The following is a 22,964-nucleotide window of genomic DNA, read 5'->3' as shown; positions in this document are numbered from 1 at the left end:
CCGCAGGCCGAGCCAGCGGCGGATCCGACGTCGGTCCATCAGGAATCTGACCATCTTCTGCATATGCACATCCCCGCCTCAGGCATTGGAATAGTGATCCCGCAGGCCGAGCCAGCGGCGGATCAGGGGTTCGACATGGCATGGGTGCAGGTCCATCAAGAATCTGACCATCTTCTGCATTATTTACCCGGGTCAGGCATTGGAATAGTGATCCCGCAGCCCCAGCCAGCGGCGGATCAGGGGTTCGACATGGCTCGGATGCTTGTCCATCAGGAAGCGCGCCATCTTCTGCACCTGGGGAATGAGCGACTGGTCGCGCACCAGATCGGCGATCTTGAGATCCGCCAACCCGGTCTGGCGGGTGCCGAGCAGTTCCCCCGGGCCGCGCAGCTCGAGATCCCGCTGGGCGATCAGGAAGCCGTCGTTGGTCTCCCGCAGCACCCCGAGCCGGCTCTGGGCCGTCTTGGAGAGGGGAGCATGGTAGAGCAGCACGCAATGGGAGGCCACCGAGCCCCGGCCGACCCGGCCGCGCAGCTGGTGCAACTGGGCCAGCCCCAGCCGTTCCGGGTTCTCGATGATCATCAGGCTGGCATTGGGCACGTCTACCCCCACCTCTATGACTGTGGTGGCGACCAGCAGCTGCAAGATGCCTGCCTTGAACTCCTCCATCACCCGCTGCTTCTCGACCGGGCGCATCCGCCCATGGACCAGGCCTATGTGCAGGCCGGGCAGCCTGGCTTGCAGCTCGGCGGCCGTGTCTTCGGCGGCCTGGCACTCCAGCACCTCGGACTCCTCGATCAGGGTGCAGACCCAGTAGGCCTGCTTGCCCTCGGTACAGGCGAGTTTCACCCGCTCGATCACATCCTGACGGCGACTGTCCGGCAGGGCGACAGTGGTGATGGGAGTGCGGCCGGGTGGCAGCTCGTCGATGACGGAGGTGTCGAGGTCGGCATAGGCTGTCATCGCCAGGGTGCGGGGAATGGGGGTGGCGGTCATGATGAGCTGATGGGGATGCACCCCTTCTCGCTCCCCTTTTTCCCGCAGGGCGAGACGCTGGTGCACCCCGAACCTGTGTTGTTCGTCGATGATCACCAGGGCCAGGCGCTGGAACACCACCTGCTCCTGGAAGATGGCGTGGGTGCCCACCACCATCTTGACACTGCCGTCGGCGATGGCGGCGAGCTGAGCCTCCCGCGCCTTGCCCTTCTGCTTGCCCGCCAACCAGCCCACCTTGATGCCGAGGGGTGCCAGCCAGTTGGCGAAGTTGACGGCGTGCTGTTCGGCCAGCAGTTCGGTCGGCGCCATCAGCCCCACTTGGCAGCCGTTGCCTATGGCTTGCAGCGCCGCCAAGGCCGCGACCAGCGTCTTGCCTGAGCCCACGTCTCCCTGCACCAGCCGCATCATGGGATGGCTGCGTTGCAGATCCTGGCTGATCTCGGCCACCACCCGGTTCTGGGCCCCGGTCGGCTTGAACGGCAGGGCGCCGAGCAGCTGCTTGACCAGGGTGGGGGCCGGCTTGAGGGAACGGGCCAGCTGGGTCTGCGCCTGAGCACGGACTTTCAGCACCGACAGGTTGTGGGCCAGCAGCTCTTCCAGCACCAGTCGCTGCTGGGCCGGGTGCTGGCCGCTCTCCAGCAGGGCCAGCGCTACCGAGGGGGGCGGGCGGTGCAGCAGACGCAGGGCGGCGGCGAGGTCTATCTGCTGGGGGTAGAGGCCGGCGGGCAGCAGCTCCTCCACTCCGTAGAGATCGAGCTGGGCCAGCGCCTGATCCGTGAGGCTGCGCAGGCTGAGCTGGCGCAAGCCTTCGGTGGTCGGGTAGACGGGGGTGAGCGCCTCTTCGGTCTGGCCGGCCTGCTCCTCGCCGAGCAGCTTGTACTCGGGGTGGGCCATCTCCAGCCCGTATTTGCCGGGACGGGCCTCGCCGAAGCAGCGGATCAACCGGCCCTGGGCCAGGCTGTTCTTCTGGGCGGCGGTGAAATTGAAGAAACGCAGGGTCAGGCTGCCGGTGCCGTCGCTGATGCGGCACACCAGCATGCGGCGGCGCCCCATGACCAGCTGGGTATCCTGGATTTCGCCCTCGACGGCGCCGTGCAGCCCAGGCGGCAGATCGCCGATGGGCCATACCTGGGTGCGGTCCTCGTAGCGCAGGGGGAGGTGGAACAGCAGGTCCTGTACCGTGGCCAGCCCCAGCCGCTCGAGCTTCTCCAGCATCTTGCTGCCGACGCCCTTGAGACTGTCGAGAGGAATTTTATCCAATTTCATCAATTAGATGCCCGAAAACACTGTAAATATGTCCAGATGATAGGGGTTGTTGCTGTCTCGATGCAAGCCGCGTTGCAGGGGCAGGGGCCCCCCAAGCTGGGTGAGAGGGCACATAGGACAAAGGCCTGCCGAAACGGCAGGCCTTTGGAGGGGCAGACAGGGGAGGCTGATAAGGCCTAGATGATCCGCTTGAGCAGGATGTGGGCCCTGACCCTGTGGATCCTGGCAAGGAGCTTGCGCACCTGCTCGGGGTAATCCTTGATCTGCTCGATCTGATCGAAGTGGCTGATGCGACGGGTGTGAGCCAGTATGTTCTCGCGCTCCTCCTGGAAGCGCACGCGCAGGTGGTGGTGACGGTCATGAACCAACAGGCCGTTCTCCAGATCCAGCGCCCAGGCGCGGGGATTGAGGTTGTTGCCGGTGAGCAGGGCCCACTCCTCGTCCACGAAGATCCCCTTGAGGTGATAGGAGTGCTTGTCGCAACACCAGAGCATCAGGTTGAGACGGCCGCTGTCGATGTGGTGCTGGTTGCGCTCGGCAAACTTGCGCAGGTTGGTCTCGTAGAGATAGGGCAGGCCGCCTATGGTGGAGAATTTCTCCTCCGGCGGGATGAAGAAGTCATTGGCTGTCTTGTCGCCCACCACTATGGTCACCTTGCAGCCGCGCTTGAGCAGGGCCTCCACGTCCTTGTTCAACTCCTTGGGAGGGTTGAAGTAAGGGGTGCAGATGAAGATCTCCCGCTCGGTGGCCCTTACCAGGTTGCGGATCATCCGGTTGAGCTGGTTGCCGCGCTTGCCCAGGCCCACCATGGGGGTGATGGCGATCTCCTGGCTGTTGGCCGGTATGCTCTCGAAGCGGTACTGGCTGGTGCGCAGGTTGTGCTTGAAGCGGCGGATCTGCCCCTTGAGCTGCTTGGCGCCCGGGATGCCGGTGCGATCCAGCCGCTGCACGGCCTCGCTCTTGAGGAAGACGTCATCCACGTAGTTGACCATGCTGCGGGTCAGCGCCTGGCTGTGGATCTGGTGATAGCGATCGAAGCGGTAGCGCTCCTGCTGGTGCAGGTAGATGTCGTTGAGGCTGGCACCCGAGTAGAGCAGGATGTCGTCGAAGATGAAGCCCTTGAGGTGCAGGACGCCGAGCAGCTCGCGGCCCTTGACCGGCACGCCGTAGATCTCGATCTGGTGTTCATGGCGGGCGGCCATGGCCTGATACATCAGGTGGTTGCCCCCCTGTTTGCCCTTGCCGATCAGGCCGCGCTGGGCGCGGTGGAAGTCGACGAAGACCTTGATGTCGAGGGCGGGGTTGCGCTGCTTGGCGGCGTAGAGGGCGGAGAGGATTTCCCGTCCCGCCTCGTCATCCTGCAGGTAGAGGGCGATCAGATAGATACGCTGGGTCGCGTTGGCGATGAGCGAGAGGATACGGCTCTTGAAATCTTTGGCGCTGTTGAGTACCTGGAACTGATCTGCGGCAACCGCGATCTGGGGTAAACGTGCCAGCAACTGTCGATAATGTGCCGATGAATGCATAGAGAAGCCTGAAATCACGGGATGAAGCGTTCCACTCGGGGCGATGAATAGGCAATTCTAGCAACCTGCGGCGATGGGCCCAAGCAAGAATCCGTAAAAATGTCGATGGAACGCCATATCGGGGCCGCCGGATGGGGCCCCGATATGGGGGAGTTAGAAGACGATGCTTGCCATGGCAACGATGAGGAAGGCGATGGTACCGAGCAGTGTCTCCATCACTGTCCAGGTCTTGAGGGTGGTCTTCTCGTCCATGTTGAGGAAGCGGCTGACCAGCCAGAAACCGGAATCGTTGAAGTGGGAGAGCACGGTCGCCCCACCGGCGATGGCGATGACGATGAAGGTCAGGTCCAGATCGCTCAACCCGGCCGTGGCCGCGACCGTCGGCGCCATCAGGGCGGCCGTGGTGGTCAGGGCTACCGTGGCCGAGCCTTGGGCCACCCGCAGGGCGGTGGAGACCAGGAAGGCGGCCAGGATCACCGGCATGCCGGTGTCGGAGAGCACGTCAGCCAGGGCAGTGCCAATGCCACTCGCACGCAGCACGCCGCCGAACATGCCACCGGCACCCGTTACCAGGATGACGGCGCAGACGGGGGCCAGGGCGTCGTTGCAGAACTTCTCGAGCTGCACCTTGCCCTGGGTCTGACGGAACAGCCAGAGGGCATAGAGCACTGTGATGAGCAGGGCCACCGGGGTCTTGCCGACCATGCGCAGCACGTTCACCCAGTCGGCACCCTTGTCGATCACCCCCATGACGCTCAGGGTGTTGAGGCCGGTATCCATGAAGATGAGCACCAGCGGCAGCAGCAGGATGGAGAGCACCTGGCCAAAGCTCGGCGCCTTGTCGGAGAGTCGCTCTGCGGTCTCGGTGAAGCTCGGGGGCAGGGGCAGTTCAAACTTCTTGCCGGACCAGAGCCCGAACAAATAGGCACCCAGATACCAGGTCGGCAGCGCAACCAGCAGACCCACTATGGTGAGCAGCCCAATGTTGGCACCCAGCAGTTCGCTGGCGGCCACCGGGCCCGGATGGGGTGGCAGGAAGGCGTGCATCACCGCGAAGGCACCGGCGGAGGGCAGGGCATATTTGAGGACTGAGCCGCCGAACTGCTTGGCCACGCTGAAGATGATGGGCAGCATGACGATGAGGCCGGCATCGAAGAAGATAGGGAAGCCGAACAGCAGGGAGGCGATCCCCAGCGCGAAGGGGGCGCGGTGGGAGCCGAAGCGGTTGATCAGGGTGTCGGCAAGCACCTTGGCGCCCCCCGTCATCTCCAGGATCCTACCTATCATGGCCCCCAGGCCGACCAGCAGCGCGACAGAGGCCAGGGTGCCGCCGAAACCGGTCAGCATGGTGGGGATCACCTGGTCATAGGTGACCCCGGTGGCCAGGGCCGTCAGCATGCTGACCAGGGTCAATGCCACGAAGGCATGTACCTTGAATCGCATGATCAGCACCAGCAGCATGACGATAGCGCCAGCGGCTACCGAGAGCAGGTAGGCGACATCGGGTGTGTTCATCGCTCCGTCCATAAAATGTCCTCAAATGGTTCTAGTAGTTGTTCTGCACATTTCTGTGCTCCACTTCACATTGCGCAACGTTACCGGTAACATGTTACCGGTAACGTGCTAACTTAGAACCCATCAGGTAAACGTTTTTTGAAAAGTGAGAGAGAGGTCAAATAATGGCGGGCAAGAGCATTATCGTGATGGGTGTGTGTGGCAGTGGCAAGTCCAGCATAGGCCTCAAGGTGGCCAGCGCCCTGGGCGCCAAGTTCATCGACGGTGATGATCTGCACCCCCGCGCCAACATCCAGAAGATGGCGGGCGGCAACCCTCTCAACGATGAAGACAGGGCACCCTGGCTGGAGCGGATCCGCGATGCGGCCTACAGCCTGGAGCAGAAGAACGAGCTGGGCGTCATCGTCTGCTCGGCCCTCAAGAAGCAGTACCGCGACCAGATCCGCGAGGGCAACGAATCGGTGCACTTCTTGTTTCTGGACGGCAGCCAGTCCCTCATTCTCGACCGGATGCGGGCACGCAAGGGCCACTTCATGCGGGAAGGCATGGTAAAAAGTCAGTTTGAGACCCTGGAGCGGCCGGATGGCGAGGCCGGTGTGTTTCGCGTCGACATAGATGGCACCTTCGAGCAGGTGGTTGACCGCGCCGTCACCGCCCTGGCGCAGGTGCAATGAGCCATTTCGCGATCCCGGCCTTTGTCGATCGCGTCCGTATTTCCGTGTTGGAGACAATCCTATGACCCATCCCGTGATCACCGAAGTGACCCGCCGCATCCGCGAGCGCAGTGTCGCCCGCCGCCAGGCCTTCCTGGCCCGCATCCAGCGTCAGACCGAGCAGGGCAAGACCCGCGCCTCCCTCTCCTGTGGCAACCTGGCCCACGCCGTGGCCGCCTCCAGCTGTGACGACAAGGGGCGCATCCTCGACATGACCCGCGCCAACGTGGCCATAGTCACCGCCTACAACGACATGCTGAGCGCCCATCAGCCCTATCAGGGCTATCCGGACATCATCAAGGGTGCGCTGGCCGAGCTGGGCCACAGCGCCCAGGTCGCCGGCGGCGTGCCCGCCATGTGCGACGGCGTGACCCAGGGCCAGCCGGGGATGGACATGTCCCTGTTCTCCCGGGATCTCATCGCCCAGGCCACCGCGGTTTCCCTCTCCCACAACACCTTCGACGCCACCCTGTTGCTCGGCATCTGTGACAAGATAGCCCCGGGCCAGATCATGGGGGCCCTCTCCCATGCGCACCTGCCCACCGCCTTCGTGCCCGCCGGCCCCATGGCGAGCGGCATAGGCAACGACGAGAAGGTGAAGGTGCGCCAGCAGTACGCCGCCGGCGAAGTGGGCCGCGATGCCCTGCTGAAGATGGAGTGCGGCGCCTACCATTCGGCCGGCACCTGCACCTTCTATGGCACCGCCAACACCAACCAGCTGGTGTTCGAGGCCATGGGCCTGATGCTGCCGGGCTCTGCCTTCGTGCACCCCCACAGCGAGTTGCGCCACGCCCTCACCGAAGAGGCTGCCCGCCGCATCAGCGCCATGATCCCGGGCTCCCCGGCCTATCGCCCCTTGAGCCAGGTGCTGGACGAGCGCGCCCTGGTCAACGGCCTGGTGGCCCTGCTCGCCTCCGGCGGCAGCACCAACCACAGCATCCACATGGTGGCGCTGGCCCGCGCCGCCGGCCTGGAGCTGACCTGGGACGACTTGAGCGATCTCTCCGACGTGGTGCCGCTCTTGGTGCGCATGTACCCGAACGGCCCGGCGGACGTGAATGCCTTCGAGCAGGCGGGCGCCGTGCCCGGCCTGATGCGCCGTCTGGCCGAGGCGGACCTGATCCACCTGGATGCCACCCCTGTGTTTGGCGAGATGCAGGATTACCTCAGCCGCCCCGCGCTGGTGGATGGCAAGCTGGTGTGGCAGCCGGTGGGGGAGAGCACGGATCCGAGCGTGCTGTCCGTCGCTGGCAGCGTGTTTCAGGCCACAGGCGGCACCAAGCTGCTTTCCGGCAATCTGGGCCGCGCCGTGGTCAAGGTCTCGGCGGTTGCCCCCGAATACAGGGTGATTGAAGCGCCGGCCCGGGTCTTCTCCTCCCAGCATGCTGTGGAGGCGGCCTACAAGGCCGGTGAGCTCAATCAGGACGCCGTCATAGTGGTGCGCCACAATGGCCCTGCCGCCAACGGCATGCCGGAGCTGCACAAGCTGATGCCGGTGCTCGGCAACCTGCAGAAGGCCGGCCACAAGGTGGCCCTGGTCACCGACGGTCGCCTCTCCGGCGCCTCCGGCAAGATCCCGGCCGCCATCCACGTTACCCCGGAGGCGCTGCACGGCGGGGCCATAGGCCTGTTGCGGGATGGCGATCTGCTGCGGGTGGACGCCGACAGCGGTCGCCTCGACTGCCTGACCGATTTGAGCGGCCGCACCCAGGCCGACATCGACCTCACCCAGGAACAAGAGGGGTGGGGCCGTGAACTGTTCAGCGTGATGCGTCGCGCGGTATCGAGCGCCGAGTGCGGCGCCACCATCTTTGACTGAGGAAGAGTTATGCAGAACTGGAAAGTGACCCCTGCCGAGGTGTTTGCCGCCTCTCCGCTGGTACCCGTGATGGTCATCAACGACCTGGAGCAGGCCCTGCCCATGGCCAAGGCGCTGCTGGATGGCGGCATCTCTGTGTTCGAGATCACCCTGCGCACCCCGGTGGCCCTCGACGCCATCGCCCTCATCGCCAAGGCGATGCCGGATGCCATGGTCGGTGCCGGTACTGTGCTCAACTGTGCACAGTTTGACGCCGCCGTGGCCGCCGGTGCCCGCTTCGTCATCTCCCCGGGGATGACTCCGGCGCTGCTGGCCCACGCGGCCAGGAGCACGGCGCCGCTGATCCCGGGGGTGGCGACACCGTCTGAGGTGATGCAGGCGCTGGAAGCGGGTTATGACCACCTGAAATTCTTCCCGGCCGAGGCCAACGGCGGCACCAAGGCGCTGGCCGCCATAGCCGCGCCCCTGCCCCAGGTGAAATTCTGCCCCACCGGCGGCATAGGCCCGAAAAACGTGGCCGACTACCTGGCGCTCAAGTGCGTGGCCACGGTCGGCGGCTCCTGGATGCTGCCCGCCGATGCGGTCAAGAGCGGCAACTGGGAGGAGGTGACCCGCCTCTCCCGCGAAGCGGTTGAAATGGTTAAACGCTAAGCGAACATCGTTTAGAAAAATTGAACAGGCCACCCTTGGGTGGCCTGTCGTTTTTCCGGCTCCGGGAGGCAGGAAAGCCATTTGCATGGAGCCGCCGGCTGTCTTAAGGTCGGGGTCGGTTCCTCACCCTGCCGCCCCTTATGAGCTTTCTTCACCACTCCTACCCGCTGGGGCACCTCACCACCCTGCACAGCCACCCCCAGGCCCAATACTGCTACCTGCACCAGGGCGGCGGGGTCATCACAGGTCACGATGGGGGCGGCTTGCTGGTGGCCGGCCAGCTCTGCCTGATCCCCGCCGGCTGGGCCCACGAGTTTCGCGTGTTGCGCTACTCCCGGCTCTCGCTGCTCTACAGCCCGCAACCGGCATGCACCACTTTCAGTCAGTTGCAGGTGAGCCCCATGCTGGCGGGCCTCTTTGCCCGCCTGCCTGAGCTGGGGGAGGGAGAGACGCGGGACGCCTATCTGAGGGTGCTTCACCACGAGCTGGGACTCGCCGCTCCGCTGGCGGGGCAGCTCCCCCTGGCCGCGGATCTGGATCCGCGCCTGCTGCGGGTGCTGGAGAAGCTGTGCCAGGCCCCCTCCGTCAAGGTGACGCTGGAGGCACTGGCCAGTGACTGCGGCGCCTCGGTGCGCACCCTCAATCGCCTCTTTGCCCGGCAGCTGGGGTGCAGTTTCCGCCAGTGGCGGGAGCGGGTGCTGATGGGGCGGGCCCGTCAGTTGCAACACCAGGGAATGGCGCCTGCCGAGATCGCCGGGATCCTCGGCTATGAGGATCCCGAGGCCTTCTCGGCGGCCCTGGCGCGGGTGCAGGGCCGTGGCTCAGCGCCTTGAGCCTATGTCTGCGTCCTCCTTGCCCCCCGCCAGCAGGCAGGTGACCTCCTCGGTGTGGCAGAGCCGGCCATCGCGAAAGGTGAAGAGGCCGCTCACCTTGCAGGTCAGGGTGCCGCCATCCTGGCGGGTGGCTCGAACCAGATGGGTAGAATGTACCCGTTTCCCCAGCTCCAGGGTGGCGACAAACTCGATGGCGGCCCCCGCCAGATGGCCTCTCAAGGCGGCGATATGCTGGCGAAAGGCGGCGTAGTCGAGGGTCTCGCCGTTCACCTGCTGGCAATAGTCGGGGCTGAACCAGGTGTCGAGCTCGGCCAGGGTGAAGCCGGGATCGCAGATGACGCGCTGCAGGCAGGTCTTCAATCTTTCGGTGTGATTCATCTTCTGCTCCTGATTGTGGGACAAGCTGCGCCAGCATAAGTCTGTGAGCAGGGAAGGATCCCGGGAGGACGCGCCATCATGGCGGTCACAGGCGCCAAAGTGGCGCCGGGTGGGTGTGAAGGGGCGGGATCAGCCCAGGCTCTCCCCCTCATAGAGGGAGAAGCCCATGTCCTTGCGGTGCTCGGCCTGGGGTTGCCCATTGAGCCTGGCCAGCAACATGGCGGCCGCCTCGCGACCTATGGCCTCGCGGGGGGTGCTGATGCTCGCCAGCTTGGGGGTCATGGCGTGGCCTATGTCGAGGGCGTTGCAGCCGGCGATGGCGATCTGCTGGGGCACGGGTATCCACTTGGCCTGGCACTGCAGCAGGGCACCGACCGCCACGTCGTCGTTGGTGCAGAACAGGCCGTCGAGATCGGGGTAGCGGGCCATGGCCTGCTCCAGCAGCTCACCGCCCAGGGTGAAGCTGGAGGACTGTTCGGTCAGCAGGTGCTGGCCATCCAGGCCGAAGTCCGCCATCGCCTGGTAGTAGCCCTCCATCCGCAGCTGGGTACGCACATCGAGGCGCGCCCCCAGGTAGACCACCTTGCGCCGTCCCCGGCGCAGCATCTCTGTTACCATGGCCCGGGCGGCGGCGCGGTGATCCATGCCGACCACCATGTCGATGGGGGAGAGCGGCAGATCCATGGTCTCCACCACGGGAATGCCGGCGGTGGCGATCATCTTGCGGGTGCGCTCTGTGTGCTGGGTGTCCGAGAGGATGAGGCCATCCACGTTGTAGGAGAGCAGGGAGGCAACCTGCTCCTCCTCCCGCTCCGGGCTGTAACCGTAGTGGGCGAGCAGGGTCTGGTAGCCGGCGGGCCGGGTCACCGCCTCTATGCCGTGGATCACCGCCGAGAAGACCTGGTTGGAGAGGGAGGGGATCAGTATGCCGATCGCCTTGCTGGTGGCGTTGGAGAGCATGTCCGGCGCCCGGTTCGGGATGTAGCCGAGCTCCTCCACCGCCGCGGCGATCCGCTCACGGGTGCCTTCGGCCACGGCGGACGGGTCACGCAGGTAGCGGCTGACCGTCATCTTGGTGACCCCGGTCAGGTCGGCGATGTCCTGCAGTGTGGGGCGGCGCTTGCGGGTGTCGTTCATCTCGGGATCCGGCAAAGAATGTTACAGGTAACATTACCGTTTTTGCGCAACAAAGTCAGCATATGACGCCATCACAGGAGAGGCTGGGGATGATCAAGGGCAAGTGTTTCGAGGGGAAGAGGTTCGAGCAGCAGGAGGTGGAGGGGGCGCAGTTCTCGGAGTGCCGCTTTATCGACTGCAACTTCTCCTGGCTGGATCTGAGCGATAGCCGCTTCGTCGACTGCAGCTTCTACGATCGGGAGAGTGAGCGGGGCTGCCTGTTGCAAGGCTGCGACCTGCGGGAGGCGAGCTTTTTGCGCTGCGATCTCACTCTGGCGGATTGCAGCCGCAGCCAGTGCCTTGGGCTGGAGATGCGCGACTGTCAGGCGGTCGGCATCAACTTCGGCCACGCCAGCTTCGCCAACCAGATCACCGCAAAGAGCTACTTCTGCGAGGCTCATCTTACGGGAAACAATTTCAGCTACGCCAACTTCGACGGCTGCCTGCTGGAGAAGTGCGAACTCGGCGGCAACCGCTGGCAGGGGGCCAGCCTGCTGGGGGCCTCCCTGGCGGGATCCGATCTCAGCGGCTCCGAGTTTGGGCAGATCGACTGGACCAGCTTCAACCTGCAGGGCTGCGATCTGCGCCAGTGCGATCTGCCCGGGCTGGATCTGCGCCGGGTCAACCTGGACGGGGTGCAGATAAACGAGGAGCAGCAGCAGGCCTTGCTGGAGCAGATAGGCCTGGTCGTCTTCCCCTGAGACGGGGAAAACGATGTAAGTTTTCATCAACCAGGACGGGCGGTACGGCTCTTCCCCTGCAAAGCAAAAAGCCTGCGTGATGCAGGCTTTTTGCTGGGGGAGCGGTGAGGGTATGCCGTCGTTCGCTCCCTTCTCCCCTCGCGGGAGAAGGGCTGGGGATGAGGGGGCGCTGGCTCAGCCTGGCCAGCTGTTGTTGGCCGGGTTGATGGCCTCGCCAAGGGTGGGCTTTGCATCTGGCCAGCTGTCGTGGGCGGGTTGATGGCCTCGCCAAGGTGGGCTTAGCGTCTGGCCAGCCACTTGGTCGGGTTGATGGCCTCGCCCTGATAGCGGATCTCGAAGTAGAGGCCGGGTCTGTCCTGGCCGCCGCTGTCGCCGACCAGGGCCACGGGTTCGCCCTGCTCCACGCTCTGGCCCACCTGACGCAGCAGCGACTGATTGTGACCGTAGAGGCTCATGTAGCCGCGGCCGTGGTCTATCACCAGCAGCATGCCGAAGCCGTCCAGCCAGTCCGCATAGACCACCTGGCCAGGCGCCACCGCCTTGACCTGGGTCCCCTCGCTTGCGCCTATCAGGGTGCCCTTCCACTTCAGTTCGGCGGTGCGCGGCGAGCCGTAGGAGATGAGGATGGGGCCCTGTACCGGCCAGCGCAGGCTGCCGTTGGTGCTGAGGCCGTTGTAGCCGCCACTGGCCTTGGTGCTGCTGCTGCGCGCGGCGGCTTGCTGCTTCGCCACCCGGTTCTGCTGTTCGGTGACCCTTTGTTGCTCGGCGGCGAGCCGTTGTTGTTCGCCGGCCTTCTGCTGCTGGGCCGCGATCCGTTGCTGCTCCGCAATCCGCTTCTGCTCTGCGGCCAGGCGCTGGGCCTCCAGGCGGCGCTGGCGCTCCTGCTCGGCCTTGATCTTGGCGAGGCGCTCCCGCTCGGCCCGCTCGCGGCGTTCCTTCTCTTCCTGCTGGCGACGCAACTCTTCTAGCCTGGCCTTCAGGGCCTTCTCCGCCTTGACCAGCTTGGTGAGCTTCTGTTCGTCGTTTTGCACCGACTGCTGCAACTGGTTGCGCACCTTGGCACGGCTCTGCTGGCTGGCCAGCAGGCTCTGGTGATGCTCCTGCTGTTCGCTCAGCAGGGTCTGCAGCCTGGTCTCGGTCTCTTTGGTGGCCAGCTGGTTTTTCGCCAGCTTGTTGCGGGTGGCGCGCAGGGCGTCTATGGCCTCGATGCGAGCCTTGTTGAGATAGTCGTAGTAATCAAGAGAGCGGCTCAGCTTGGCCGGATCCTGCTGATTTAGCAGCAGTTTGAGGTAGTCGTGGTTGCCCGCCTGGAAGGCGCTTTCCGCCTGCTTGGCCAGCAACTGTTTCTGGTGTTTGGCTTGTTGTTCCAGCGCCAGCTTGTCCTGCTGCAGGTCGGCCAGCTTCTGCTGGTTCTGCTTCAGTTGCAGTCTGGTCTGATCCAGCTTGGCGGCGGCGGCCGAGATGGCCTGCTCGTCAGCCTTGAGCTGGGTGTTGAGCTTGGCAAGCTCCTGCTTGCTGAGCTTGAGGGTCTTCTGCTGTTCCTTGATCTCGGACTGCATGGCCCCCAGCTGCTGGTTCGCAGCCTGGGCCGTGCCGGCGCCGCCGACCAGGCAAAAAAACAGCGCGCCGGCCAACAGGCCGACGCGACTGGTTTTCTGTGAAATAACTTCGCATCCCCGCATGGGGCAGGATTATTTCAGAATCATCAGGGGCTTGCCAGTCATTTCCGGCGGCACAGGCAGACCCATAAGGGTCAGCATGGTCGGGGCCAGATCGGACAGTTTGCCGCCTTCCAGTACCTCGGCCTTGCGACCGAAATAGATGAGGGGAACCGGCAGATTGGTGTGGGCGGTGTGGGCCTGACCAGTCTCTTCGTCCAGCATCTTCTCGGCGTTGCCGTGGTCGGCGGTGATCAGGCACTCGCCACCCACTTCCGCCAGGGCCTCGGTGACGCGACCTATGCAGTGGTCAACGGCTTCGCAGGCCTTGACGGCCGCATCGAACACACCGGTGTGGCCAACCATGTCGCCGTTCGGGTAGTTGCAGATGATGACATCGTACTTGCCGCTCTTGATGGCGCCGACCAGCTTGTCGGTCAGCTCTTCGGAGCTCATCTCCGGCTGCAGGTCATAGGTGGCCACTTTCGGGCTGGCGACGATCTCGCGGTCTTCACCGGTGAAGCAATCTTCTTCGCCACCGTTGAAGAAGAAGGTGACGTGAGCGTACTTTTCGGTCTCGGAGATGCGCAGCTGGGTCTTGCCCTGCTTGGCCAGCCACTCGCCCAGGGTATTGACCAGGGCAGTGGGCGGGTAGGCGCAGGCAGTTTTGATGTCGGCCGCGTACTCGGTCAGCATCACGAAGTTCAGCGCCGGGGTGGCGGCACGGGCGAAGCCGGTGAAGTCGCTGTCGACGAAGGCGCGGGTGATCTCGCGGGCACGGTCGGCACGGAAGTTCATGAAGATCAGCGCATCGCCGTCGATCATAGGGGCGGCGTCGCCGATGCGGGTGGCCTTGACGAACTCGTCGTTCTCCTCACGGGCATAGGCGGCAGCCAGGGCGTCGGTGGCGTTGTCGGCGGTGAACTCGCCCTTGCCCTGGGTCATCAGGTCATAGGCTTGCTGCACGCGATCCCAGCGGTTGTCACGGTCCATGGCGAAGTAACGGCCGATCATGGAGGCGAAACGACCCTTGCCCAGGCGGGCGAACAGAGCGTCGAACTGCTCGATGGAGGACTGGGCGGAGCGCGGCGGCACGTCGCGGCCATCCAGGAAGGCGTGGAAGTAGATCTTCTCGGCGCCACGCTTGGCGGCCATTTCGATCATGCCCATGATGTGCTCTTCGTGGCTGTGTACGCCACCCGGGGACATCAGACCCATGATGTGCACGGCCTTGCCCTTGGTCACGGCAGCGTCAACAGCCTTGCCCAGCTCGACGTTCTGGAAGAAGTCGCCGTCCTGGATGTCTTTGGAGATGCGGGTCAGCTCCTGATAGACGATGCGACCGGCGCCGATGTTGACGTGGCCCACTTCGGAGTTGCCCATCTGGCCGTCCGGCAAACCCACATCCAGGCCGGAGCCGGAGATCAGGGTGCTGGTGTAGTCACGGGCCAGGCGGTCCAGGTTCGGGGTCTTGGCGGCGGCAACGGCGTTGTGCTCTTGCTTGGTGCTGTAGCCCCAACCGTCCATGATGACCAGAACCAAAGGTTTCTTAGCTGTTGACATAAGACTATGTCCTCTCGGATAGGAATGAATTGCGGGAAGTGAAACTAGCGTAATATTACTACATCTGCCGAAATAGTCACCTGATAGCCAAGTCCCTCTTCCACCTCTGTTTTTACCTGTTATCCGGCTGTATTTGGCATGTTGCCGGCTTGTCTTTGTGCAGGGTTCTCCCCCTGGCGCCTCTCCCCCGCAGCGGGTGGCAGCCCCGTCCCCAAGCCGGTTTGGGGGCGGACAATCCCTGATGGGAGCTTGCTCTCGCTTTGCCGCCAAGATGGCTGATCTTATCAAGGGCCCCATGTATACTCGGGCCCTTGTCTTGGTCCCTGGATAGTAGAAGATGCAAGAGTATTTGGATTTTGCGGCCCGCAACCCGCTGCTGGCAGCAGCCTGGTTCGGCCTGGCAGGCACCCTGGTGTACACCACTGTGCGTGCTCGTTTTTCTCCGGTGAAGGCGGTGAACAATCACGGCGCCACCCTGCTGATCAACCGTGAAAATGCCACTGTGGTGGACATTCGCAGTCAGGATGAGTTTGCCAAGGGTCATCTGGCCGGCGCCCATCACCTGCCCCTCACCCAGATCCAGGCGAACAATCTGGGACCGGTTGAAAAGCACAAAGATGCCCCCATCATAGTGGTGTGCGAGTCGGGGATGACCGCTGGTGGCGCGGGTCGCCAACTGAGCAAAGCCGGTTTCAAACAGGTATATGTGCTCAGCGGTGGCATGGCCCAATGGCGTGCAGATAATCTGCCGGTGACCAAAAAACGCTGATTTAAGGGCCTGCGCCCACTCATTGTCTTAAAAAGGAATCAAACGAAATGGCTGACGAAATCAACAATCAGGAAGTGCAACCGGAATTCCACATCCAGCGTGTCTACACCAAGGATGTCTCCTTCGAAGCCCCCAATACTCCGCACATCTTCCAGAAAGAGTGGCAGCCGGACGTCAAGCTGGACATGGACACCAAGACCAATGTCCTGGCTGACGGCGTGTACGAGGTCGTGCTGACCCTGACCGTGACCTGCAAGCTGGAAACCGAGACCGCCTTCCTGTGTGAAGTGCAGCAGGCCGGTATCTTCACCATCGGCAACCTGCCGGAGCCGCAGCTGGCACACTGCCTGGCCGCCTTCTGCCCGAACATCCTGTTCCCCTATGCCCGCGAAGCCGTGGCCAACCTGGTGAGCAAGGGTTCCTTCCCGCAGCTGAACCTGGCACCGGTCAACTTCGACGCCCTGTTTGCCCAGCACATGGCACAGGTTCAGGCCCAGCAGGCGACTGCGGAAGCCTGATAATGGCCGACCAGATCGCAATCTCGGTCTTGGGGGCGGGGTCTTATGGCTCCGCCCTTGCCATTTCTCTGGCGCGCAACGGCCATCCGACCCTGCTGTGGGGTCACGATCCCGCCCATGTCGCCGAGCTGGAACAAGATCGCTGCAACAAGGCGTTTTTGCCTGATGTCCCTTTCCCCGCCGATCTGCAGCTGACTGCCGATCTGCAAGCTGCGGTGCAGGCCGCTCCCGTGTTGCTGCTGGTGGTGCCGAGCCATGTGTTCGGTCAGGTGCTGGCCCGGGTCAAACCCTTCCTGCGCCCGGATACCCGTATCGCCTGGGCCACCAAGGGGCTGGAGCCGGACAGCGGCCGGCTGCTGCAGGACGTGGCCCGTGACGTGCTGGGGGAGACTATCCCGCTGGCGGTGATCTCGGGTCCGACTTTCGCCAGAGAGCTGGCCGCCGGCCTGCCGACCGCCATCTCTGTGGCATCGACTCACGACGACTTCGCCGACGATCTCTCGCAACTGCTGCACTGCGGCCGCTCGTTCCGGGTCTATACCAATCCGGACTTCATCGGTCTGCAACTGGGCGGGGCGGTCAAGAACGTCATCGCCATCGGTGCCGGTCTCTCCGACGGGTTGGGTTTTGGCGCCAACGCCAGAACCGCGCTCATCACCCGGGGCCTGGTAGAGATGCAGCGCCTCGGTGCCGCACTGGGGGCGGATGCCAAGACCTTCATGGGAATGGCAGGGCTCGGGGATCTGGTGCTGACCTGTACCGACAACCAGTCCCGCAACCGTCGCTTCGGTCTGGCCCTCGGGGCCGGCAAGAGCGTGGATACCGCCATGGCCGAGATCGGTCAGGTGGTGGAAGGCTATCGCAACACCAAGGAGGTGCATCTGCTGGCGGCCCGTTGTGGCGTCGAGATGCCCATCTGCGAGCAGATCTTCAAGGTGCTGTACGAAGGCAAGAACCCGAAAGAGGCGGCCATCGCCCTGCTGTCGCGAGACAAGAAGGACGAATAGTCGCCCTTGCATTCGGTTTGCCGGATAGCAAAAGGCCCTGCCAATTGGCAGGGCCTTTTTCATGGGCAGGGCGGGGAGATCAATAGTAGGAGTGATCGCCACGCTGGTGCTCGGTGGCATCCTTCACGCCGTTGAGCTCGCCCGGGAATTTCTCCAGCAGCTGCTTCTCGATCCCCTCTTTCAGGGTGTAATCCACCTGAGAACAGCCGTTGCAACCACCACCGAACTGCAAAATCGCCAGCTTGTCGTCGGTGATGTCAATCAAGGTCACCTTGCCGCCGTGACCGGCCAGCATGGGGTTCACCTCTGACATCAGCACGTATTCGATGCGATCGGCCAGGGGGGCATCGTCGGCCACCTTGCGCATCTTGGCGTTGGGCGCCTTCAGGGTGAGCTGGGAGCCCATCTGATCGGTGACGAAGTCGATGGTGGCATCGACCAGGTAAGGGGCGCTCAGGGGATCGACCAGACAGTCGAAGCCGCTGAAGGGCAGGTGTTGATCTTCCGGATCGACCGCGTCGGGTGGGCAATAGGATACGCCGCACTCGGCATTCTGGGTTCCCGGATTGACCACAAACACCCGGATGTTGGTGCCATCAGGCTGCTTCTCCAGCAACTTGCGGAAGTGGGCCTGGGCGGTGTCGGAAATGCTGATCATCACTATCCTCATAAACCTGAGTGTACGACTAGGGTATTCATGATAACTCGCTTGGCGGGGCTTGGGTAGCGTGTCGATGGCTACCCTATGTGACCCTGAGCGCAACAAGCGCATGACAAGACGCCAGACCGCTATTTCCTCCTATCCATGCCGTCCCGGCTATTTGATGTGCCTCTGCGTTCGGCAAAGTGCCCACACTTCCACCTTCTCAACGCCACTTTTGCGGAGTAAACGGCTGAGCTGGCCGGCGGTGGCGCCCGTGGTCACCACGTCATCGAGCAGGGCGACATGACGATAGCTGTGAGGTGCTATCTGGAAGGCGCCGCGCAGGTTGCGCCGCCGCTGGCCGGCACTGAGCCGGGTTTGCTGCGGAGTGGCCCTGATCCTGCGCAGCAGCCGGGTGTCGCAGGGGATGCCGGTGAGCGCGCCAAGGGCCAGTCCAATCTCTTCCGCCTGATTGAAGCCGCGCCACCACTGGCGCCACCAGTGCAGGGGGACCGGAATGATGGCCTCGGGGGGATCGTCTCCCTCCAGATGGTCGGCCAGCAGGCGGGCGAGCAGCGGCACCAGCAGGATCTGGCCCGAGTATTTCAGCCGGGGAATGAGCAGGGAGTAGGGGAGCTGATAGTCACCTATCACCTGCAGCCGCTCCCAGGGCGGCGGCCTGCGCTGGCAGCGTCCGCACAGCAGCTCGTTTCCTGCATGGTGCTCTGGCAAGGGGGTCGCGCACAGCCTGCATTTGCGGCAAGGCTGGTGTAGGGAGTGCTGACACCAACTGCACAACAGAGGCTGATCATCACAGGGCTGGCGACAGAGCAGGCAGAGGCCGAGCCAGTCGGACCGGCTGCCGAGGATCGGACTTGCTTTGGCGAGCAGCCGCTTTAACATGCAGGCTCCAAGCAGATGAACAGGGATCTTGAGTCTAGATGAGCGTATCGGTTGAGCGGTTTGGCCAGGGTCAGGACCTGGTGTTGTTGCATGGCTGGGGCATGAATGGTGCTGTCTGGCACGGTATTGCCCAGCAGTTGGCGGCCCACTATCGGCTGCACCTGGTGGACTTGCCCGGGTTTGGCAACAGCCCCCTTGGCGAGGGGAGTGACTACTCCTTGCCCTGGCTGGCGGAGCAGGTTGCCACAGTCCTGCCGGAAAAATGCCATCTGCTTGGCTGGTCCCTCGGTGGTCTGGTGGCGAGCCAGCTGGCCCTGACCCGGCCCGAGCGGCTTCACTCCCTCATCACGGTCGCCAGCTCCCCCTGCTTCATGGCCCGCGAAGACTGGCCCGGGATTGCCCCCAAGGTGCTTGCGGGGTTCAACCAGATGCTGGCGGGGGACTTCATGCAGACCATAGAGCGCTTCCTGGCGATCCAGGCCATGGGCAGCGAGCATGCCAGAAACGACATTCGCCAGTTGCGCCACTGGCTGGCGGAGCGTCCTGCCCCCCAGCTTGCCGCGCTGGAGGCGGGTCTCGGCCTGCTGGCCGACGTGGATCTGCGGGATGAGCTGGCCGACCTGGATCTGCCCTGGTTGCGCATCTATGGCAGGCTGGATTCCCTGGTGCCCAAGGCGGCCATACCGCTGCTGGACGAGCGCTATCCTGCGAGCCGCAGCCTGGTGCTGGAGAAGGCCTCCCACGCCCCCTTCATCTCCCACCCAGAGCCTTTCATTACCCTGTTGCGACAGTTCATTGGCTGATCCTTGAGCGACATGCTTCAATAACGCCTCTAGGTGGTGGATAATCAGCCAACCATGAAAGGAGTGAGCCGATGCGTATCGATTCTGCCATGACCACGGGCGTACAGGGATTCCAGCGGGCCGAGCAACTGGCCGGTCAGGCATCCGGGCAGCTCGCCCGCCTCAACACCCCGGCGGGCGACCAGGTACAGGTGACGGACGAGCTGGTCAATCTCAAGGTGGCCGAGCTGCATGCCGGCGCCTCCGCCAAGGTGATCCAGACCGCCAGCGACATGTTGGGCACCCTGATAGACATCAAGGTGTGAGATGAACATCAACGTCAGCCTGCCGCCCCTGATCCCCAATCAGCTGCAACCGCAGACTGAATCGGCGCAGACTGACAACCGCCGTGCTGAGCTGGTGCCTCCCGCACGCCAGGGTGAGGCCTCCGCCGCCGAGTCCGGCGTTGCCTCCCAGAAAGACAAGTCCAGAGCCGCCCAGGCCAATCCCAATCCGCCCGCCGCTTCGACCCGGGATAATGCGCAGGCCAGCCCGACGCCCCCGTCCCATCGCTTCGTCGAGGCCACGGGGGAGGAGAGCCAGCGCCGGCAGCAGCAGGATCCCGAACAGCAGGAGCAACAGAGGCAGCAGCGCCAGCTGGCCGCGCTGGTTGAGCGGGATCTCGAGGTACGCAAGCATGAGCAGGCGCACCAGATGGCAGGCGGCGAGCATGCGGGCAGCCCCAGCTACCAGTTTTCCCATGGGCCGGATGGCAAGCGTTATGCCACCGGGGGTGAGGTGGCCATCGACATCGGCGCCATCCCGGGCGACCCGGCTGCCACTCTCGCCAAGATGCAGCAGGTGCGTGCCGCCGCCCTGGCACCGGCAGAGCCCTCGTCACAGGATCTGAGCGTGGCCCGCGCCGCCACCGCCAAAGAGGCCCAGGCCCGCAAGGAGCTGATGGAGGTCAAGGGCGCTTCAATCGGGCCGCTCGGTGCCTACATGGAGAGGCGCAATCAGGTGATAGCCCAGCACTACCAGCAGGCCGTCAGGCCCGCTCCTCGTCAGACCTTCAGCCAGGACATCTGAGCTAGTCCGGGTCTATGCAGGCGATGTAAAAAAGCCCCTCGCGGGGCTTTTGTCGTTTCGGGGCAATCACGTCTTCATCTTGGAGAGGGCGGCGGCGAAGGCGTTGCCCATGGCGCCACCGGCTGGGGCGCTCTGTTTCGACTCCTGCCTGGGTCTGGCGGTGCCTGCACCCGATGGGCGGGATTCCGCCGGCTTGCGGGCGGGTTGCCCCGCTTTCTCGTCGAGGCGCATGGTCAGGCTGATGCGCTTGCGCGGTACATCCACCTCCAGCACCTTGACCCGCACAATGTCACCCGCCTTGACCACTTCGCGGGGATCCTTGACGAAACGGTCGGTCAGGGAGGAGATGTGCACCAGCCCGTCCTGATGGACGCCGATGTCGACGAAGGCGCCGAAATTGGTGACGTTGGTGACCACACCTTCCAGCACCATCTCGGGCACCAGGTCGCTTATCTTCTCCACCCCGTCCCTGAAGGTGGCGGTCTTGAACTCGGGGCGCGGATCCCGGCCCGGCTTGTCCAGCTCGCCTATGATGTCGGTGACTGTGGGCACGCCGAATTGCTCGTCCGTGTAGTCGGCCGGTTTCAGGCTGCGCAGCAGGCTGCTGTTGCCGAGCAGGCTGTCCACTGTCTGTTCAAGTTGGGCGAGGATCCGCTCCACCACCGGATAGGATTCCGGGTGCACCGCCGAGCCGTCCAGCGGATTGTTGCCGCCGCGAATGCGCAGGAAGCCGGCGCACTGCTCGAACGCCTTGGGCCCGAGTCGGCTCACCTTCAGCAGTTGCTGGCGGCTCTTGAAGGCGCCGTTTTCATCCCGATAGGCGACGATATTCTGGGCCAGGGTCTGGGAGAGGCCGGAAACCCGGTTGAGCAGGGCGACCGAGGCGGTATTCACATCCACACCGACCGCGTTCACGCAATCCTCGACCACGGCATCCAGCCGGCGGGCCAGCTGGCTCTGGCCGACGTCGTGCTGGTACTGACCCACGCCTATGCTCTTGGGGTCGATCTTGACCAGCTCGGCAAGGGGGTCCTGCAGGCGGCGGGCGATGGAGACGGCACCACGGATGGAGACGTCGAGATCCGGGAACTCCTGGGAGGCGAGCTCGGAGGCGGAGTAGACCGAGGCCCCCGCTTCGCTCACTACTATCTTCTGCGCCTTGGCGGCGGGGTAGCGCTCGAACAGATCGCTCACCAGGCGGTCGGTCTCCCGGGAGGCGGTGCCGTTGCCTATGCTGATGAGCTCGACCTTGTGCTTCTGGCACAGCTCGCTCAGGGTCTTGAGGCTCTGGTCAATCTGGCGCTTGGGTTCGAACGGGTAGATGGTGGCGTGATCGACCAGCTTGCCGGTGGCGTCCACCACGGCTACCTTGACCCCGGTGCGGATGCCGGGATCCAGCCCCATGGTGCAACGCATGCCGGCCGGCGCTGCCATCAGCAGATCCTTGAGGTTCATGGCGAACACCTTGATCGCCTCGTCCTCTGCCGATTCGCGGATGCGGCCGATAAGCTCGGTTTCCATCTGCAGGGAGAGCTTGATCTTCCAGGTCCAGCTCACCACCCCCTGCAGCCACTTGTCGGCCGGACGGCTCTGCAGATTGAGCTTGAGGTGATGGGCGATGATCCCTTCGCAAGGGCTGGCACTCTCATCGTCACCGGTGACCAGCGCCAGGTTGAGGATCCCCTCGTTGCGGCCGCGCAGCATGGCCAGCACCCGGTGGGAGGGGGCCTTGTGCAGCGGCTCGTCGTGTTCGAAGTAGTCCTTGAACTTGGCCCCTTCCTGCTCCTTTCCCGCCACCACGCGGGCGCGCAGGGTGGCGTTCTGCCACAGGTAGTCCCGCAGCTTCTCCAGCAGATCGGCCTGCTCGGCGAAGCGTTCCATCAGGATGTAACGGGCGCCGTCGAGGGCGGCCTTGCTGTCGGTGATCCCCTGGTCGGCATTGAGGAAGCGGGCTGCCGCCTGCTCGGGATCCTGCATGGGATCGGTGAGCAACAGGTTGGCCAGCGGCTCCAGCCCAGCTTCTATGGCCATCTGCCCCTTGGTGCGACGCTTGGGCTTGTAGGGGAGATAGAGATCTTCCAGCCGGGTCTTGCTGTCGGCACCGTTCAGCTCGCGCGCCAGCTCGGGGGTCAGCTTGCCCTGCTCCTCGATGGAGCGAAGGATCACCTGGCGGCGATCTTCCAGTTCACGCAGATAGCCGAGGCGGCTCTCCAGGGTACGCAGCTGACTGTCGTCCAGACCGCCGGTCACCTCCTTGCGATAACGGGCGATAAAGGGAACGGTCGAGCCTTCATCCAGCAGGCGCACGGCGGCCTGCACCTGTTCCGGGCGGGCATTCAGCTCACCGGCAATCTGTCTCTCAATTACATGGCTGTGCATCTGGGGTCTCTGTGGTCGGGTCTGTCCTACGGGCCGGCAGTGGTTGGGAGTTGTCGCGGCGGGCTGCTGGCTCGTCAGC

Annotated in this window: 21 protein-coding genes; 11 read left to right on the top strand and 10 right to left on the bottom strand. The window is 64.0% G+C overall.

The features are described 5' to 3' along the window. Window positions 1–192 precede the first annotated feature (192 nt). The 3 genes from recG to ACF2JD_RS17330 form a co-directional block, all read right to left on the bottom strand. Window positions 193–2,262 (bottom strand): ATP-dependent DNA helicase RecG, encoded by a 2,070-nt coding sequence (gene recG / locus ACF2JD_RS17340; protein ID WP_440987859.1) that lies wholly within the window; start codon window positions 2,260–2,262, stop codon window positions 193–195. 176 nt (window positions 2,263–2,438) lie between these two features. After that, window positions 2,439–3,788, bottom strand: coding sequence for a CDP-diacylglycerol--serine O-phosphatidyltransferase (gene pssA / locus ACF2JD_RS17335; RefSeq protein ID WP_162520212.1), 1,350 nt, complete (start codon window positions 3,786–3,788; stop codon window positions 2,439–2,441). A gap of 153 nt (window positions 3,789–3,941) precedes the next feature. After that, window positions 3,942–5,303: a GntP family permease gene (locus tag ACF2JD_RS17330; RefSeq protein ID WP_234570133.1), complete on the bottom strand. Its 1,362-nt coding sequence runs from the start codon at window positions 5,301–5,303 to the stop codon at window positions 3,942–3,944. A gap of 164 nt (window positions 5,304–5,467) precedes the next feature. On the opposite strand from ACF2JD_RS17330, the gene ACF2JD_RS17325 reads away from it, so the two are divergent. The 4 genes from ACF2JD_RS17325 to ACF2JD_RS17310 all read left to right on the top strand — a co-directional run bounded on the left by ACF2JD_RS17325 (window position 5,468) and on the right by ACF2JD_RS17310 (window position 9,319). Then, window positions 5,468–5,977: a gluconokinase gene (locus ACF2JD_RS17325; protein WP_025325364.1), complete on the top strand. Its 510-nt coding sequence runs from the start codon at window positions 5,468–5,470 to the stop codon at window positions 5,975–5,977. A gap of 61 nt (window positions 5,978–6,038) precedes the next feature. After that, window positions 6,039–7,835 (top strand): phosphogluconate dehydratase, encoded by a 1,797-nt coding sequence (gene edd, locus ACF2JD_RS17320; RefSeq protein WP_440987858.1) that lies wholly within the window; start codon window positions 6,039–6,041, stop codon window positions 7,833–7,835. 9 nt (window positions 7,836–7,844) lie between these two features. Further along, window positions 7,845–8,486: a bifunctional 4-hydroxy-2-oxoglutarate aldolase/2-dehydro-3-deoxy-phosphogluconate aldolase gene (locus tag ACF2JD_RS17315; protein WP_139745061.1), complete on the top strand. Its 642-nt coding sequence runs from the start codon at window positions 7,845–7,847 to the stop codon at window positions 8,484–8,486. A 140-nt stretch (window positions 8,487–8,626) separates the two neighbouring features. After that, complete coding sequence (locus tag ACF2JD_RS17310; RefSeq protein ID WP_440987857.1) at window positions 8,627–9,319, top strand: helix-turn-helix domain-containing protein; 693 nt, start codon at window positions 8,627–8,629, stop codon at window positions 9,317–9,319. Here ACF2JD_RS17310 and ACF2JD_RS17305 read toward each other — a convergent pair. Then, the gene (locus tag ACF2JD_RS17305) at window positions 9,308–9,697 is read right to left on the bottom strand and encodes a nuclear transport factor 2 family protein (RefSeq protein ID WP_440987856.1); all 390 of its coding nucleotides are present in this window, start codon (window positions 9,695–9,697) and stop codon (window positions 9,308–9,310) included. The two genes, ACF2JD_RS17310 and ACF2JD_RS17305, sit on opposite strands and share 12 nt — an antisense overlap. Window positions 9,698–9,826: 129 nt before the next feature. After that, window positions 9,827–10,834: a substrate-binding domain-containing protein gene (locus ACF2JD_RS17300; protein ID WP_106885245.1), complete on the bottom strand. Its 1,008-nt coding sequence runs from the start codon at window positions 10,832–10,834 to the stop codon at window positions 9,827–9,829. Between the two features lie 89 nt (window positions 10,835–10,923). Between ACF2JD_RS17300 and ACF2JD_RS17295 the strand changes: the two genes are divergently transcribed. Further along, window positions 10,924–11,574: a Qnr family pentapeptide repeat protein gene (locus tag ACF2JD_RS17295; RefSeq protein ID WP_440987855.1), complete on the top strand. Its 651-nt coding sequence runs from the start codon at window positions 10,924–10,926 to the stop codon at window positions 11,572–11,574. A gap of 278 nt (window positions 11,575–11,852) precedes the next feature. Here ACF2JD_RS17295 and ACF2JD_RS17290 read toward each other — a convergent pair whose 3' ends face one another. After that, window positions 11,853–13,256 (bottom strand): peptidoglycan DD-metalloendopeptidase family protein, encoded by a 1,404-nt coding sequence (locus ACF2JD_RS17290; protein WP_392415726.1) that lies wholly within the window; start codon window positions 13,254–13,256, stop codon window positions 11,853–11,855. Window positions 13,257–13,265: 9 nt separating this feature from the next. After that, a complete protein-coding gene (gene gpmM, locus ACF2JD_RS17285; protein ID WP_106885242.1) occupies window positions 13,266–14,795 on the bottom strand; it encodes a 2,3-bisphosphoglycerate-independent phosphoglycerate mutase in 1,530 nt (509 codons plus the stop codon). Window positions 14,796–15,132: 337 nt separating this feature from the next. On the opposite strand from gpmM, the gene ACF2JD_RS17280 reads away from it, so the two are divergent. The 3 genes from ACF2JD_RS17280 to gpsA are packed head-to-tail and all read left to right on the top strand — an operon-like array spanning window position 15,133 to window position 17,089. Next, window positions 15,133–15,564 carry a rhodanese-like domain-containing protein gene (locus ACF2JD_RS17280; RefSeq protein WP_106885241.1) on the top strand — a complete coding sequence of 144 codons (432 nt, stop codon included), beginning with the start codon at window positions 15,133–15,135 and terminating at the stop codon, window positions 15,562–15,564. A 47-nt stretch (window positions 15,565–15,611) separates the two neighbouring features. Then, complete coding sequence (gene secB, locus ACF2JD_RS17275) at window positions 15,612–16,082, top strand: protein-export chaperone SecB (RefSeq protein WP_005328525.1); 471 nt, start codon at window positions 15,612–15,614, stop codon at window positions 16,080–16,082. Between the two features lie 2 nt (window positions 16,083–16,084). Then, window positions 16,085–17,089 carry an NAD(P)H-dependent glycerol-3-phosphate dehydrogenase gene (gene gpsA / locus ACF2JD_RS17270; RefSeq protein ID WP_303807740.1) on the top strand — a complete coding sequence of 335 codons (1,005 nt, stop codon included), beginning with the start codon at window positions 16,085–16,087 and terminating at the stop codon, window positions 17,087–17,089. A 79-nt stretch (window positions 17,090–17,168) separates the two neighbouring features. Here the strand turns inward: gpsA and nfuA are convergent, their stop codons facing one another. Next, window positions 17,169–17,747 carry a Fe-S biogenesis protein NfuA gene (gene nfuA / locus ACF2JD_RS17265; RefSeq protein ID WP_033129997.1) on the bottom strand — a complete coding sequence of 193 codons (579 nt, stop codon included), beginning with the start codon at window positions 17,745–17,747 and terminating at the stop codon, window positions 17,169–17,171. 159 nt (window positions 17,748–17,906) lie between these two features. Continuing rightward, the gene (locus tag ACF2JD_RS17260) at window positions 17,907–18,635 is read right to left on the bottom strand and encodes a ComF family protein (protein ID WP_440987854.1); all 729 of its coding nucleotides are present in this window, start codon (window positions 18,633–18,635) and stop codon (window positions 17,907–17,909) included. A gap of 38 nt (window positions 18,636–18,673) precedes the next feature. Between ACF2JD_RS17260 and bioH the strand changes: the two genes are divergently transcribed. From bioH to ACF2JD_RS17245, 3 genes are all read left to right on the top strand, one after another. Continuing rightward, complete coding sequence (bioH, locus tag ACF2JD_RS17255; RefSeq protein WP_440987853.1) at window positions 18,674–19,438, top strand: pimeloyl-ACP methyl ester esterase BioH; 765 nt, start codon at window positions 18,674–18,676, stop codon at window positions 19,436–19,438. Window positions 19,439–19,509: 71 nt separating this feature from the next. Next, window positions 19,510–19,743 (top strand): flagellar hook protein FlgE, encoded by a 234-nt coding sequence (locus tag ACF2JD_RS17250; RefSeq protein ID WP_025325378.1) that lies wholly within the window; start codon window positions 19,510–19,512, stop codon window positions 19,741–19,743. 1 nt (window position 19,744) lies between these two features. Beyond that, a complete protein-coding gene (locus ACF2JD_RS17245) occupies window positions 19,745–20,506 on the top strand; it encodes a putative metalloprotease CJM1_0395 family protein (protein ID WP_440987852.1) in 762 nt (253 codons plus the stop codon). Window positions 20,507–20,572: 66 nt separating this feature from the next. Here the strand turns inward: ACF2JD_RS17245 and ACF2JD_RS17240 are convergent, their stop codons facing one another. Further along, window positions 20,573–22,885 (bottom strand): helix-hairpin-helix domain-containing protein, encoded by a 2,313-nt coding sequence (locus tag ACF2JD_RS17240; protein WP_440987851.1) that lies wholly within the window; start codon window positions 22,883–22,885, stop codon window positions 20,573–20,575. Between the last annotated feature and the right edge of the window lie 79 nt (window positions 22,886–22,964).

The organism is Aeromonas ichthyocola, assembly GCF_046087985.1.
In the GTDB taxonomy this organism is placed as follows: domain Bacteria; phylum Pseudomonadota; class Gammaproteobacteria; order Enterobacterales; family Aeromonadaceae; genus Aeromonas; species Aeromonas rivipollensis.
Note: the sequence above shows the minus strand (reverse complement) of the source record. Positions and strands in the feature narration are given on the sequence as shown.